Consider the following 14,915-nt stretch of genomic DNA (forward strand, 5'->3'; position numbering starts at 1 on the left):
CGGTCTCAATGATTCACTGTATACGCCAGCATCATCGAAATCTGGCTCATCGGCCGTCCACCGCTCTCTTCATGCCACTGGTTAAAGGCACTCTGCACCGTCGCCAGGTCCCGCAGGCTGGTGGGGACTTTGTCGATGATGTCCTGGGCATTGAGCGCGGCCACCACGTCATAGCTGGGCACGAAGGTGTCCTTGCCCATCATCCGCAGGAAGCGCGGTGCCGACAGGCCGCCCAGTTGATGGCCGTGCTTTTTCAGGTAGGTCCACAGGCCGACGATGTCAGTCACCGGCCAGTCGGCGATCAGCGCACCGAAGCTGCCCTTTTCATGGGCCACGTCCACTATCAGTTGCGCGTTGCGCGGCACGCTCTTGAGCTTGCCCAGATGGCGGATGATCCGTGCGTCCTGCATCAGCCGCTCCAGGTGCTCGGCGCTCATCAGCACGACTTTTTCCGGGTCGAACTTGAAGAACACCTCTTCGAAAGCCGGCCACTTGGCGTCCACCAGACTGTGCTTGAGCCCGGCCCGGAAAACCCGCAGCGCCATGGTCGAGAGGTAGCGGTCGTCGCTGATCTTGCGCAACTGCGCCGGGGTCTTGGGAACCGGCAGGTGGGCTTCCAGTTCAGCCGCCGAACCGAAGCGGTTCAGACAATACTCGTGCAACCACTTGTAATCGCGCATGCCCTCTCCCGGGTCTGAAATGAAAACGGCGCTTCGCGAGCGCCGTGAATAGGAGCCCCTGCCCTCGTCAGAGGTTCACCACGTTGACGAACCGCGGCGTGGCGTTTTCATCAATGCGCAGGCTGGTGAAGTCGAACAGGTTACGGTCCGCCAGTTGCGATGGAACGACATTCTGCAAGCCACGGAAGATGCTCTCGGTACGGCCCGGGGTCTTGCGTTCCCACTCCTGGAGCATTTCCTTGACCACCTGGCGCTGCAGGTTTTCCTGGGAGCCACAGAGGTTGCAGGGAATGATCGGAAATTGCTTGAAATCCGAATAGGCCTGGATGTCTTTCTCGCTGCAATAAGCCAGCGGGCGGATCACCACGTTACGCCCGTCATCGGCCCGCAGCTTGGGCGGCATGGCCTTGAGCGAGCCGTTGTAGAACATGTTCAGGAAGAAGGTCTCAACGATGTCGTCACGGTGGTGACCCAGGGCCATCTTGGTCGCACCGATCTCATCGGCGAAGGTGTAGAGCGTGCCGCGACGCAGGCGTGAGCACAGCGAGCAGGTGGTCTTGCCTTCAGGGATCAGCTCCTTGACCACCGAATAGGTGTCTTTCTCGACGATGTGGTATTCCACACCCAGCGACTCGAGGTAAGCCGGCAGCACATGCTCGGGGAACCCGGGCTGCTTCTGGTCCATGTTCACCGCGACGATGTCGAACTTGATCGGTGCAACCTTTTGCAAATGCATCAGCACATCGAGCAAGGTATAGCTGTCCTTGCCGCCGGACAGGCAGACCATGACCTTGTCGCCGTCCTCGATCATGTTGAAATCGGCGACCGCCTCACCGGCCTGGCGGCGCAGGCGCTTTTGCAGTTTGTTCTGGTTGACCGTAAGAGTGCCCATGACGCGAAATCCGTGAGGTGTGACGAAAGGCCGGCATTTTACGCAAAAAATCCCGAATGTGGCACCGCCCCTGTGGCGAGGGAGCTTGCTCCCGCTGGGTTGCGAAGCAACCCTCTGGGCTCGTCCTGTTGGCGTCTGCTTCGCAGCCGAGCGGGAGCAAGCGCCCTCGCCACAGGAAATCTCTTCGCCATAGCGAGCCCACACAGATCACGTCGCGATTAGCCTGTTCCTTTACAGCGCGATTTGCTCTAAGCCCCCCATCCCCCTGGCGAGAACTCCTTTCTATACTGCGACATAAGGTCGCACACATATTCAGACCTTTACTTACTTGGCCACATTGGCCCGTAGGCGCTCCGTTGGGGGGCGATGGCAATAACAAAGGAGTGACTGACTATGATCCATCATGTCGTGGGGCTCTTTACCCACCCTGATCAAGAATGGAAAGAAATCCGTGGCGATCAGGAGGAAAGCATCAGCCACATGTACCTCACCCACACGCTGATCCTGGCGGCCATTCCCGCGGTATCGGCGTTTATCGGCACCACGCAGGTGGGATGGGTCATCGGCAATCGTCCACCGGTGATGCTGACCCAGGAAAGCGCGCTGTGGATGACCGTCATGTCGTACCTGGCCATGCTGGGCGGTGTGGCGGTGATGGGGGCGTTCATCCACTGGATGGCCCGCACCTATGACGCCAACCCGAGCCTGGCCCGTTGCATCGCGTTCGCCACCTACACCGCGACACCGTTGTTCATTGGCGGCCTGGCGGCGCTCTACCCGCACATGTGGCTGGGGATGATCGTCGGCACGGCGGCGATCTGCTACACGGTCTACCTGCTGTATGTGGGCCTGCCGACCTTCATGAGCATTCATCAGGACGAAGGCTTTCTGTTTTCCAGTTCGGTGCTTGCCGTCGGCCTGGTGGTGCTGGTGGCCATCATGGCGTTCACGGTGATTGTCTGGGGGCTGGGCGTCGGCCCGGTGTACACCAATTAAACGATAGAGCTCTCCAATAAGAAGCAGGATCTGCCAACACAGGCCGCCGCAAGGCGGCCTTCCTGTGTTTGGAGAGGGCAAAACGACCGCTGGGCGCCCGGGCGATTCGCAACGGCCGGCGGTTGCGGCATACTCGGGGTTCTGGAGACCCGTAAAGCATGCTCGAACACCTCAATACCCGCGTCGAAGAGTGTTACCAACAAGCCGAATCCTTTTTCAAACGTCCTTTCAAACGCCCAGTGGTCAGCTTCAAATTGCGTGGCCAGAAAGCTGGGGTCGCGCACTTGCATGAAAATCTGCTGCGCTTCAATCCACAGTTGTACCGGGAAAACGCCGAAGATTTTCTCAAGCAGACCGTCGCCCACGAAGTCGCGCACCTGATTGCCCATCAACTGTTTGGCGAACGCATCCAGCCCCATGGCGAAGAGTGGCAACTGATCATGCGCGGGGTCTACGAACTGCCGCCCAACCGCTGCCACACCTACGAAATCAAACGCCGCAGCGTGACCCGCTACATCTACAAATGCCCCTGCGACGGCAGCGACTTCCCGTTCTCGGCCCAGCGCCACAGCCTGGTGCGGCAGGGGCGGCGGTATTTGTGCCGTAGCTGTCGCAGTACCTTGGTGTTCAGTGGGGAGACGCGGGTGGAGTAGCCAAGGTTTGTGGTGTTCTTTGGGGCCCCTTCGCGAGCAAGCCCGCTCCCACAGGATCCAGTGTGTGCGAGCTTGCTCGCGATGGCTGCCTGAAAGGCGCTACAAAACCACCCCACTGCGACGCAATTGAGCTATCCGCTCAGCACTAAACCCCAACTCCCCCAACACTTGATCCGTATGCGCCCCCAGCCCCGCGCCAATATGCCGAGGCTCGGGCAGCCCTTGTGAAAATTTCAACGGACAAGCCATCTGCGCCTGGCTCGAACCATCGCCACGGGGCACTTGGGTCACCACTTCCCGGGCCTGCAATTGCGGATGCCTGAGGGCTTCGTCCAGGCTCAGCACCGGCTCGACGCAGGCATCAATCCCGGCAAACAAGCGGCAAAGCTCGGCGAAGTCATGTTTCTCGAACTCGGCTTGCAGGGCCTGCTTGAGCGCGTGCTGCTGCTCAGGCTGGGGTGACAACCCTTGGGCCGCCAGTTCCGGTCGCCCCAGAGCATCGCAAAGCGCCTGCATGAAGGCCGGCTCCAGGCTGCCCACCGACATCCAACGACCATCCCGGGTGCGGTAATAGTCATAGAAGCTGCCGCCGTTGAGCATCTGGTTTTCCCAACCCGGTTCCACACCGCAGGCCAGGTAACCGGCGCCGGCCAAGGCGTTCAGGCTGAACACACAGTCGGTCATGCTCACGTCCAAGTGCTGGCCCTGCCCGCTCTGCTGACGGGCGATCACCGCCGCCAACAGTCCGATCACCCCGTGCAGCGAACCGCCGGCAATGTCCGCCGCCTGGATCCCCAGCGGCAGCGGGCCGCTGTCGGCACGGCCGGTGTGACTGGCCAGCCCCGCCAGGGCCAGGTAGTTGATGTCGTGCCCGGCGCGGTCCTTGTAGGGCCCGGTCTGGCCGTAGCCGGTGATCGACACGTAGATCAACCGTGGATTGATCGCCTTCAAGGCCTCGTATCCCAGGCCCAGCCGCTCCATCACACCGGGACGGAACTGTTCCAGCAGGATGTCGTAGTCCTCCAGCAACGGCTTGATCACGTCCAGGGCTTGCGGTTGCTTGAGATCCAGCGCGAGGCTGCGCTTGTTGCGGTTGAGGTAGGCATGGCTGGCCGAGGCACCTTGGTCATGGGGCGGCAGTATCCGCAAGAGATCCGGGCGGGTCGGCGACTCGATGCGCAACACCTCGGCGCCCATGTCCGCCAGCAACAACGAGGCGAACGGGCCGGGCAGCAGGGTCGAGAAGTCCAGAACCTTGAGCGATGCCAGTGGACCTTGCATAGCGGTCTCCGGTGGGTGATGGACTCAAGACTAGGCAGGGGTTGGTGGTAGGGCAATCACCGCAGGTGCCAGTCTGGATGACCATTGCGCTCAGCGTGAGAACTCTTCCAATAAAAAAACCCGCCGAAGCGGGTTTTTCATTGCAACTGGAAGGTTACTTCACAGCGCTTGGAACCGAGCCCTCGGCCACGGTTTGCTCGTCTTCTTCACGAACGTCAGAGATACCGCGACCACCGGAAGCCAGCTCGGTTTGCAACTGGTCTTCGTCCAGCTCCTTGACCCACTTGGCAACCACGATCGTGGCAACGGCGTTGCCCACCAGGTTGGTCAGGGCGCGGGCTTCGGACATGAAGCGGTCGATACCCAGGATCAGTGCCAGACCGGCCACCGGCAAGGTACCCACGGCCGACAGGGTGGCCGCCAGCACGATGAAGCCGCTACCGGTCACGCCAGCAGCACCTTTGGACGACAGCAGCAGCACCAGCAGCAGGGTGATCTGGTGAGTCAGGTCCATCGGGGTGTCGGTGGCCTGGGCAATGAACACCGCGGCCATGGTCAGGTAGATCGAAGTACCGTCGAGGTTGAACGAGTAGCCAGTCGGGATCACCAGGCCTACTACAGACTTCTTGGCACCCAGGCGCTCCATCTTGATCAGCATGCGTGGCAGGGCCGATTCCGACGAGGAAGTACCCAGCACGATCAGCAGTTCTTCACGGATGTAGCGGATCAGCTTGACGACGCTGAAGCCGTGGGCGCGGCAGATGGCGCCCAGTACCACCAGTACGAACACTACGCAGGTGATGTAGAAGCAGATCATCAACTGGCCCAGTTGCACCAGCGAACCGACACCGTAGGCGCCGATGGTGAAGGCCATGGCACCGAACGCACCGATCGGCGCCAGCTTCATGATCATGTTGATGATGATGAACATCACGTGGGCGAAGCGGTCGATGAAGTCCAGCACCGGCTTGCCGTAGGACCCCAGGCGATGCAGGGCGAAACCGAAGAGCACCGAGAACATCAGCACTTGCAGGATGTCGCCGTTGGCGAACGCGCCGACGATGGTGTTCGGGATCACATTGAGGATAAAGGCGATGATGCTCTGGTCTTTACCGGCCGAGATGAAACCGGCGATCTTGCTGGTGTCCAGGGTCGATACATCGATGTGCATGCCGACACCCGGTTGCACGATGTTAACCACGACCAGGCCGATCAGCAGGGCGATGGTGGAGACAATTTCAAAGTACAGCAGCGCATAGCCGCCGGTCTTGCCGACCGATTTCATGTTCTGCATACCGCCGATGCCGCTGACGACGGTACAGAAAATGATGGGGGCGATGACCATTTTGATCAGCTTGATGAACCCGTCACCGAACGGCTTGAGGGCAACACCGGTCTGTGGGTAGAAGTGGCCGAGCAAAATACCGATGGCAATGGCTACGATCACCTGGAAATACAGGGATTTGTACAGGGGCTGACGAGTCGTCATGGCAAACCTTCCTCAAGCGTCCCGTGTGACAACATCCATCTGTCGTCCACGGCACCTCAACTTCGCGAACCCTCCTGCACTGGAGGGATTTGTTTTTGTCGGCTGCACGCGGCAGACCTACTCAACGTATTGCAACGCACATGCCATTTTCGAGAAAGCTCCTACACCCCGTATTACACGCGGGTTTGCGAATTCCACAGGGGTTAAACTCGGCGCACACGATGGCGGTTTTCCGCCCGAAGGCCGCTCCCTGTTCCGGGATTTGGCGGATATCCGCCTTGTTCAGCCCCCACCCCCTGCTACCATCGCCCGCTTAACGGACGGATTTTTTGTCATGCGCCAACGCACGATCGCCAGTCACTTCGCCCGCGCTGCCCTGGGCGGCGCACGTCGCCAGGGGTTCGACTATTTTCCTTTGCTGCAACAGTTGGGCATCAGCCCTGAGCTGCTGGATGAACCGCGCGCGCGAATCGCTCCGGAACAGTTCACCCGCCTGTTGCAAGCGCTGTGGCAAAGCCTGGACGACGAATACCTGGGGTTCGGCCGGGGCCTGAGCAAACCCGGGACGTTTGCCATGATGTGTCACGCGCTGATCCACTGCCGCACCCTGGGTAAAGCCCTTCAGCGCGGCCTGTTGTTCTACAGCCTGTTCCCTGATGCCCCGGACCTGACGCTGGAGACCGAAGGCGAGCGAGTACGCCTGGTGCTGGACGACTCGACGTTGCGGGACCCGGATCATTTCCTGAGTGAAAGTCTGCTGGTGATCTGGCATCGCCTCGGCAGTTGGCTGATCGGCCAGCGGATCGACCTGGAACAGGCGACCTTCGGCTACGCCAAGCCCGCCCACGGTGCCGAATACGACTTGCTGTTTCCCTGTCCGCTGGTGTTCGAAGCACAACGCTGCAGCCTGTTGTTCCACCGTCGCTACCTGGACATGCCGTTGCTGCAGGACGAACGGACCCTCAAGCATTTCCTCGAGCGCTCCCCCGCCGACCTGCTGTCGCGACCCGACGATGGCCACAGCCTGAGCAGCCAGTTGCGCCGCCTGCTCAGCCGCGACACGGCACGCTGGCCCGACCTGGACAGCGTCGCCGCGCATCTGCACATCAGCCCCCAGACCTTGCGCCGGCATCTGCGAGAGGAAGGCACCAGCTTCCAGGAGCTCAAGGATCAGCTGCGGCGGGATATCGCCATCTATCACCTGGGCCGCGCGGACCTGTCGTTACAGCAGATTGCCGAGCAGTTGGGATTCTCGGAGCCGTCGGCGTTTCACCGGGCGTTCAAGAAGTGGACGGGGGTGACGCCGGGGGCTTATCGGGAGCAGGAGAATTGAGTGGTGAGATCCAACTTCTGTGGGGAGCCCCCCCGGCCCCTTCGCGAGCAAGCCCGCTCCCACAGTTGATCTGCGGCGAACACAGATTTGTGGCTATTGAAGATCCAGCGTGGGAGCGGGCTTGCTCGCGAAAGGGCCCGCCGACACAGCGAAATATTCCAGTCAAACCACCGAAAAGTGAATCCTGAAAGCCGCCCCGCCCAGCTCGGAATCCCCCAGGGTCAACCTGGCGCCGTAGCTTTCGATGATGTCCTTGACCACCGCCAGGCCAATGCCCTGCCCCGGGTGCTGGCGATCCAGCCGTTCGCCACGCTGGAGAATCCGCGCGCGTTGATCCGGTGGCACGCCCGGCCCGTCATCCTCGACGCATAACTCAATACCGCCAAGCGTCTGGTGCACACTGACGCGCACCTCGCCCAGGCAGAGCCGATAAGCGTTTTCCAGCAGGTTGCCGAGCATCTCCAGCAAGGCGCCCTGTTCGATCGGCACCTGGCAGTGCTCTGGCAGGTCGAAACTGACATTGACCCGTTTGTCGCGATAAACCTTGTCCAACGTGTCGCACAGGCTTTGCAGCACCGGGCGCAAGCGCACCTGATGGCGCACCAGCCCGCTTTTGCGCAGGCTGGCGCGCTGCAGCTGATAGCCGATCTGCTGGCTCATGCGCTCGATCTGGGTTTGTAGCACCCAGGCCTGCCCACGATCCTCGGGGCGCCGGGCCATGTCTTCGCTGACGCCCTGCAACACCGCCAGCGGGGTTTTCAGGCTGTGGGCCAGGTCATCGAGAGAGTCGCGGTAACGGCTACGCTGCTCCCGCTCGCTGTCCAGCAGGCGATTGAGGGAACCGGTCAGGCGCAATAGCTCGCGGGGATGCTCGGTACTGAGGCTTTCCCGCGCTCCACTTTCAATTTCGTCCAGCTCCTGACTCAGCCGCCGCAATGCCCGAAGCCCCCAGGTCAGGCCGATCCACAACAGGGCCAGCAGCACCAACAGGGCGGCGCCAAAACCCAGGTAGAGATTGTCCCGCAACCCTTGCAGGGTTACCTCGTAGTCGCGCACCGGTTGCAGGGTGACGATGCTGAACGCCGCGCTCTGGCCGCCGAGCAGCTTGATCTCGACGTCATAGACAAAAAATTCCTGGCCGTCGTTCTCGCGGATGCGCGCGAACTGGTTGCCCTGGCCGTCATAGCGCGGCGTGTAGTTGATGTTTTCTTCCTGGGTCGCCTTGGATCGCCAGACCAACCGCCCTTCACGATCATAGATGTAGCCCAGCAGGCGGGCGTCGGCGAGGTTGAAGCGCTCATCGGGCAACTGTGCCGGCATCTTCAATTGCTTGTTTTCCACCCGGGCGGCGGAAATCAGGGTGGTCACGTCCGAAGCCAGGCGTTGCTCGATGGACTCCTGCAACGCCAGGCTGAACGCACCTTGCATGGCCGGTAACAGCGCCAGCATGAACAGTACCGCCAGGGTCATGGCGGCCAGCATCAAGCGCAGGCGTAGCGAACGAATCACTGGCAGCGCTCGTTGAACAGGTAACCCAGGCCACGCACGGTGTCGATCGGCTTGAAGCCGGCCGGCGCTTCCAGTTTACGGCGCAAGCGTCCCACCAACACTTCGATGACGTTGGGATCACGCTCGTCGTCATCGGGATAAAGCTGCTCCATCAAGCGGTCCTTGGCGACCACTTGCTGATGATGGCGCATCAGGTATTCCAGGATGCGGTATTCATAGGCGGTCAACGCCAACGGCTCTTCGCCGAGGGACGCCTGCTTGCGGTTGAGGTCCAGCACCAGCGGACCGGCGACGATGGTCGACTGGGTGAAACCACTGGAGCGGCGCAACAGGGCATTCAAGCGGGCCTCCAGTTCTTCGAACTGAAACGGCTTGACCACGTAGTCGTCGGCCCCGGCGGCCAGGCCTTCGACCTTGTCCTGCCAGTTACCCCGGGCGGTCAGGATCAGGATCGGGAACGCCTTGTCCTGGGAACGCAGCCGGCGGATCAGCTCCAGCCCGCTGATGCCTGGCAAGCCCAGGTCAATCACCGCCAGGTCGTGGTTGAACTCATGGACTTGATACAAGGCTTCTTCAGCATTGGCCACGGCCTGCACCACATGGCCGCTGTCGGTGAGACGGGTTTGCAGGTGATGACGCAATAACGCTTCGTCTTCGACAACCAGTAATTTCATGGAGCCTCTCCCCAGGCAAATCAAACAGTCCAGCATTGCGCCTCGCAACGAAAGGCGCCGGATCGTCTTGGGCCGATCCGGCGCAATGCACTCACCATCGACCGCTTAGAACGTGTAGTTGGCGGACAGGTAAGTCTGGGCACTGCTGGTCAGGTCCAGCGAGCCGACCTTGCCGCCACCGTGCGGGCTCATCTCAGTGCTGGCGTTGCTGCGCAGGTAACGGTAACCCAGTTCCACCGAGGTGTTCTGCGAAATTTGTTGCAGGACGCCCCCCTGCAAGCCCACCGCGTAGCCGATGTCAGTGTCGCGGCTGTAGCCAGGGGAATCCTGGGTCAGTTTGGTCAGGCCCGCCGTGCCGCCGCCGAACAGTTTGGTACTGGCGGTCACCGGATAGAACACGTCGTAGCTGCCCAGCAGATTTTCCTGGCGCAGTTTGATGCCATTGTGGGTCCCCGAGACATTGTCGTAGGTGGCGTAGTAGCGACCCTGGTCGTTTTGCCGGCCCAGGCGCACACCGTAAGTGGTGTCCTTACCGATGATGCCGTCGGCGTTGGGGTTGTTCAGGGCACTGTCCAAGGCATCGGATTTCTTTACCTTGTCACTGGTCTGGCCGAGGGTCAGGCTGGCGAAGTTGTCATCGGCGTGGGCCATGGCGCTGACGCCCAACACGGTGAAAGCCAACAGCAGTTTTTTCATCTGAGTCATGGTCAAGCTCCTTTGAAGCGTGAAGTGTGTGTGAAGTCGCAGTCACGTTAACCAGCACTCCCTGAACACCTCTTGAACGTTCTCTGAACCTGCGCTGAATGAATCGGCTAGTCTGTTCGAACTACTTTTTAAGGAGATCCGTCATGCGCAGGTTGCTTGCTGTTGTCCTTCTGGCCCTGAGCGGTACGAGCCACGCCGCCATTCAGACCCAAGAGATTCCCTACAGCAGTGCCGACGGCACAAAGCTGATCGGCTATTACGCCTATGACGACGCCATCAAGGGTCCACGCCCGGGCGTGGTGGTGGTGCATGAATGGTGGGGGCTGAACGATTATGCCAAGCGCCGCGCCCGTGACCTCGCGGGCTTGGGCTACAGCGCCTTGGCCATCGACATGTACGGCGATGGCAAGAACACCGAGCACCCCAAGGACGCCATGGCCTTCATGCAAGCGGCGCTCAAGGACGGCAAGGCAGCCAGTGCGCGCTTCCAGGCCGGGCTCGACCTGCTGAAGAAACAACCCCAGACCGACCCGGACAAAATCGCCGCCATCGGTTACTGCTTCGGCGGCAAGGTGGTGCTGGACGCGGCACGCCAAGGTGTACCACTGGCCGGTGTGGTGAGCTTCCACGGCGCACTGGTGACCAACACCCCGGCCACGCCTGGCAGCGTCAAGGCCAGGATTCTTGTCGAACACGGTGCGCTGGACAGCATGGTCACCGGGGACAACGTGAGCGCGTTCAAGAGCGAGATGGACAAGGCCGGCGCCGACTATAAATTTGTCAGCCTCAAGGACGCCAAGCACGGCTTCAGCAACCCGGACGCCGACCGCCTGAGCCACGGCGAACATGGCGGGCCGGACATTGGCTACAACAAAGAAGCCGATGAAAAGTCCTGGGCGGATATGCAGAAGTTCTTCAAGAAACTTTTTAACTGACGCAGACCTTGTGGCGAGGGGATTTATCCCCTCGCCACAAAAGCTCGGCCCCACTACCCAGCGCCAAGCCAACCCGGCAAAATGCCGGGCATGAATGCACTCCCCGCCCTGCCCGCCTGCTGTACGCCTCTGGATGAACACTGGCTCCTGCCCGATGCGCTGCCCAATACCGTGCTGCTGAGCACCCGCTTCGATCCGTTGCTGCTGAGCGGCAATGACTTTTTGCACAGTGCCATCGAACCACCCGCAAGCATCCAGCGTTCGGTGGCCAAGCGTCAGACGGAGTTTCTTGCCGGGCGGATCTGCGCCCGAGCGGCGTTGCGCCAGCTGAACGGCCAGACCTGCGTGCCGCCCATCGGCGAAGATCGCGCCCCCGTATGGCCGGCCCATGTCAGCGGTTCGATCACCCACAGCACGGGTCGGGCGGCAGCCATCGTCGCCAGGAAAGATCACTGGCAAGGCTTGGGCATGGACCTGGAAAACCTGCTCGACGCCGAACGGGCCGAGCGCCTGGCTGGCGAAATCCTCACCCCGCCCGAGCTCCTGCGCATGACCACCCTCGCGCAAGATGAGCGGGCATTGCTGGTGACCCTGACCTTTTCAGTGAAGGAAAGCCTGTTCAAGGCGCTGTACCCGATCGTCGGGCAGCGCTTTTATTTCGAGCATGCCGAAGTGCTGGAATGGACACACAGCGGACAGGTGCGACTTCGGCTACTGACGAACCTGTCGACCGAGTGGCGCCATGGCAGCGAGCTGCAGGGGCAGTTTGGGGTCAAGGATGGGCAGTTGTTGAGTCTGGTGGGGATCAAGGCCTGAACTCAGTAGTGCCTGGAAGGGCCCCATCGCGAGCAAGCTCGCTCCCACATTGGAATGCGGTCCTCTGTGGGAGCGAGCTTGCTCGCGATGAGGCCGGCACAGGTGCCACACCTCTCAAGACCTATCCTGATGCCTCGGCCAACTCAAGCTGAAACAGGCCCCACCCAGGCTCTTGCTCTTGCCGACCAACGCCCGGCCGTCGTGCCAATGAATGATCCGTCGCACAATCGACAACCCCAACCCATGACCACCCGAAGCACGGGCGCGGCTATCGTCCAGGCGCAGGAAAGGCTTGAACACTCGCTCCCACGCCGCCTCCGGCACGCCCGGCCCATCGTCCTCGACGTCGACCCGACAACGCAACTGGCCCACCTGGTAGCTGACGGTCACCCGCGAGCTGGCGTGGCGCATGGCATTGCCTACCAGATTCTGCAGGGCGCGGTGCAGGAAGCGTGGCTCGGCCTCGACCCAGGCGCCGTCACAATCGGCGGCGGACAGGCATAGACCGCGCTCGACCGTAACCCCCACCCGCAGCGGTCCCAACTCCTCGATCACTTGATTGACCAACGCATCCAGATCCACCCGCTGGAAATTCAGGGCCGGCGAACCCTGCTCCAACCGCGCGTAGGTCAACATCTCGTCCACCAGTCGATCGAGGTCTTCGATGTCGTGGTCCATACCCGCCAGGTATTTGTCCCGGGCCTGGGGCGTGGTGGCGCTGCCGAGCATTTCCAGGCCAAAACGCAGGCGTGCCACCGGGGTACGCAGTTCATGGGACACCGCGCGCACCAGCTCACGCTGAATCGCCAATAGCTGCTGCAAATGCTCGGCCATGCCATTGAACGCGGCGGCCAACCGCCCCACCGAGTCGGCCCCCCGGGCCGGTACGCGGGTTTCCAGGCTGCCCTGGGCGATCTGGGTCGCGGCCGATTCCAGGCCGCGCAGCCGCCGCTCCAACTGGCGCACCAACAGATAGACGATCAAGCCGATCAGGCTCAGCCCCAGCGCCGCGATCAACACCAACCATTGCGGTGGATAAGGGTTCATCTGGTACAGCGGGCCGATCTCCAGCACCCACGGCGTACCGACCATGCCGGCGAACACCCGGATCGAATCGCCGCCCTTGCCCAGCGCCATCACCGTGTCACCCTCGGACACCCGACGGCGCTGGTCTTCGTCCATGTCCGCCGCCGCGACAGTCATCAGGCGCAGGTCGAAACCGAAACCTTTTTCCTGCTTGAGTTGCGCGAGCCGTTCAGGCTGCTCGCCGACCGGGTAGCGCACCAGCTCGTCGGCCAGCAGGTAGATGGTCGCCCGGGCCAGTTGCTCGCTGATCTGTTGGACCTCCCCCACCAGCATCAGTTGTTCGCCATCGCTGACCAACCGATAGACCTTCGCCGCATGGGGCCCGGTCTGCTCCACCAATGCCTGGCCGCGCAGCACGCCAGTGCGCTGGCGGAGGTCCAGGTCGGTCTGGGCAAAGGTCTGCAAGGCCAGGGGGATGCCGAGCAGGCGCTCCCACACCGCCAACGCCCGCCGACGCTCGGTGTCGTTCATTGCCCGCAGGTTGTCGGCCATCAAGGAAAACGTACCGTGGGCCAGGCGCTCACGGTATTGCTCGCTGCGCGTCTGGTTGAGCAGATGCAAGGCCAACACGCCGAGTACCGCCACGAGCACCAGTGCGGCACACATGCCGCCATAGATGCGCAGGAAGATCGAGTTCACGGCGCCGGGTCTACGCAAGCTTCAGGAACGAACAGGTAGCCTTTGCTGCGAATGGTCTTGATCAGCCGTGGATGGTCCGGGTCGTCGCCGATCTTGGGGCGGATGCGCGAGATGCGTACATCGATGGAGCGGTCTTGGCCGTCATAACCGATGCCACGCAGGGCCGTGAAAATTTCCTCCCGGGACAGTATGCGTCCGGCATTGGACACCAGCAGCCACAGCAGGTCGAATTCGGCACTGGTCAGTTCGATGCCATTGCCCTGCAACCAGGCTTCGCGCAAGGCGTTGTCCACCACCAGCGGACCGAATTGCAGGCGCCGCTGCTTTTGTGGCCCCGACGGTTCCGGTTCGCTACGCCGCAGCAAGGCCTGGATGCGCGCCAATAGCAAACGCGGGCGCACCGGCTTGCAGACGTAGTCGTCGGCGCCCAGGTCCAGGCCCTGGATCTGATCGGTGTCATCGGTGCGGGCGGTGAGCATCAGGATCGGCCCGTCGTAATGCGCGCGCACCTTGCGGCAGATGCTCAGGCCGTCCTCGCCGGGCAGCATCAGGTCGAGAATCACCAGGTCCGGCTGCTCGGCGATGATCCGCGCCGCCGCCACGGCGCCGTTACCTTCGATGGCCACGCGCAGGCCGTTGCTTTCAAGGTATTCACGGGTCAACTCGGCCAGACGCTGGTCATCCTCGACGATCAATACCTGCCAGGCTTCTTGTTCCACGGGGGCCTCGTCTTGTTGCGAATATAAAAGGAAGGATCGGCACTCACCTGTGGCGAGCAAGCTCCCTCGCCACAAAAGGTGCCCACTCCAGGTATTCGAACACAGCGCCTCCCCCATCTTTTTGTCATGTTAAAGGAGGATAAACATGCTCATGCACGGGCCGATTGTATAAACGTCGCCCTCGGAGAAAACAAGCGGACAAATGCATTCGGTCGCGCGCGACTTGTGTGGTAACGTCCGCGCCCGAAAAAACCATCGGGCTGTTTTCGAGCCGTCAAAACGATGAAAAAAGGTCCACTCCAGCTAGGTCGCGGCCTACAGAGCAGTTCCACGTTTCGCACACAAATTACGCACAGGCTTATCCACAGGTAGTACGTTGCATTCACCCCCCAAAACGCATTATCTTGTAGCCCGCCGCGTAAAAAACCCTACATGTAGGGTTTTAGGCCAAAAACCAAACACAAGTCGGACAGAGAATTCAAGCGCTTTTCTTGCTTCTGTCTACCTG

At 61.4% G+C, this 14,915-nt stretch carries 14 protein-coding genes; 5 read left to right on the plus strand and 9 right to left on the minus strand.

The window, feature by feature from the left end; translation table 11 throughout:
- Window positions 1-5 precede the first annotated feature (5 nt).
- Together EPZ47_RS22620 and ttcA are read right to left on the minus strand one after the other, a co-directional pair.
- A complete protein-coding gene (locus EPZ47_RS22620) occupies window positions 6-680 on the minus strand; it encodes a DNA-3-methyladenine glycosylase I (RefSeq protein WP_135846765.1) in 675 nt (224 codons plus the stop codon).
- A 67-nt stretch (window positions 681-747) separates the two neighbouring features.
- The gene (ttcA, locus tag EPZ47_RS22625; protein ID WP_058542563.1) at window positions 748-1,572 is read right to left on the minus strand and encodes a tRNA 2-thiocytidine(32) synthetase TtcA; all 825 of its coding nucleotides are present in this window, start codon (window positions 1,570-1,572) and stop codon (window positions 748-750) included.
- Window positions 1,573-1,965: 393 nt separating this feature from the next.
- Here ttcA and EPZ47_RS22630 point away from each other — a divergent pair, with 393 nt between their 5' ends.
- Together EPZ47_RS22630 and EPZ47_RS22635 are read left to right on the plus strand one after the other, a co-directional pair.
- Window positions 1,966-2,568 (plus strand): Yip1 family protein, encoded by a 603-nt coding sequence (locus tag EPZ47_RS22630; protein WP_135846766.1) that lies wholly within the window; start codon window positions 1,966-1,968, stop codon window positions 2,566-2,568.
- A 158-nt stretch (window positions 2,569-2,726) separates the two neighbouring features.
- Window positions 2,727-3,221, plus strand: a complete 495-nt coding sequence (locus EPZ47_RS22635) for a SprT family zinc-dependent metalloprotease (protein ID WP_135846767.1) — start codon at window positions 2,727-2,729, stop codon at window positions 3,219-3,221.
- Window positions 3,222-3,320: 99 nt separating this feature from the next.
- Here the strand turns inward: EPZ47_RS22635 and EPZ47_RS22640 are convergent, their stop codons facing one another.
- A complete protein-coding gene (locus tag EPZ47_RS22640) occupies window positions 3,321-4,502 on the minus strand; it encodes a CaiB/BaiF CoA transferase family protein (RefSeq protein WP_135846768.1) in 1,182 nt (393 codons plus the stop codon).
- 154 nt (window positions 4,503-4,656) lie between these two features.
- A complete protein-coding gene (locus tag EPZ47_RS22645; protein ID WP_135846769.1) occupies window positions 4,657-5,991 on the minus strand; it encodes a dicarboxylate/amino acid:cation symporter in 1,335 nt (444 codons plus the stop codon).
- A gap of 334 nt (window positions 5,992-6,325) precedes the next feature.
- Between EPZ47_RS22645 and EPZ47_RS22650 the strand changes: the two genes are divergently transcribed.
- Window positions 6,326-7,324, plus strand: coding sequence for an AraC family transcriptional regulator (locus EPZ47_RS22650; protein WP_135846770.1), 999 nt, complete (start codon window positions 6,326-6,328; stop codon window positions 7,322-7,324).
- A gap of 162 nt (window positions 7,325-7,486) precedes the next feature.
- On the opposite strand, the gene EPZ47_RS22655 is transcribed toward EPZ47_RS22650, so the two are convergent.
- From EPZ47_RS22655 to EPZ47_RS22665, 3 genes are all read right to left on the minus strand, one after another.
- Complete coding sequence (locus EPZ47_RS22655) at window positions 7,487-8,833, minus strand: ATP-binding protein (protein ID WP_135846771.1); 1,347 nt, start codon at window positions 8,831-8,833, stop codon at window positions 7,487-7,489.
- Window positions 8,830-9,507 carry a response regulator gene (locus EPZ47_RS22660; protein ID WP_135846772.1) on the minus strand — a complete coding sequence of 226 codons (678 nt, stop codon included), beginning with the start codon at window positions 9,505-9,507 and terminating at the stop codon, window positions 8,830-8,832. Before EPZ47_RS22660 ends, EPZ47_RS22655 begins: the two co-directional genes overlap by 4 nt.
- 105 nt (window positions 9,508-9,612) lie before the next feature.
- Window positions 9,613-10,212 (minus strand): hypothetical protein, encoded by a 600-nt coding sequence (locus tag EPZ47_RS22665; protein ID WP_135846773.1) that lies wholly within the window; start codon window positions 10,210-10,212, stop codon window positions 9,613-9,615.
- A gap of 143 nt (window positions 10,213-10,355) precedes the next feature.
- On the opposite strand from EPZ47_RS22665, the gene EPZ47_RS22670 reads away from it, so the two are divergent.
- Together EPZ47_RS22670 and EPZ47_RS22675 are read left to right on the plus strand one after the other, a co-directional pair.
- Window positions 10,356-11,147, plus strand: coding sequence for a dienelactone hydrolase family protein (locus tag EPZ47_RS22670; protein WP_135846774.1), 792 nt, complete (start codon window positions 10,356-10,358; stop codon window positions 11,145-11,147).
- Between the two features lie 90 nt (window positions 11,148-11,237).
- On the plus strand, window positions 11,238-11,963 hold the full coding sequence (locus EPZ47_RS22675) for a 4'-phosphopantetheinyl transferase family protein (RefSeq protein ID WP_202879080.1): 726 nt from the start codon (window positions 11,238-11,240) through the stop codon (window positions 11,961-11,963).
- A gap of 114 nt (window positions 11,964-12,077) precedes the next feature.
- On the opposite strand, the gene EPZ47_RS22680 is transcribed toward EPZ47_RS22675, so the two are convergent.
- Window positions 12,078-13,688 (minus strand): ATP-binding protein, encoded by a 1,611-nt coding sequence (locus tag EPZ47_RS22680; RefSeq protein ID WP_135846776.1) that lies wholly within the window; start codon window positions 13,686-13,688, stop codon window positions 12,078-12,080.
- Entirely contained in the window at window positions 13,685-14,407 is a 723-nt protein-coding gene (locus EPZ47_RS22685; protein WP_135846777.1) for a response regulator, read from the minus strand. Before EPZ47_RS22685 ends, EPZ47_RS22680 begins: the two co-directional genes overlap by 4 nt.
- Window positions 14,408-14,915: the final 508 nt, after the last annotated feature.

This window comes from Pseudomonas viciae, assembly GCF_004786035.1.
Taxonomy (GTDB): domain Bacteria; phylum Pseudomonadota; class Gammaproteobacteria; order Pseudomonadales; family Pseudomonadaceae; genus Aquipseudomonas; species Aquipseudomonas viciae.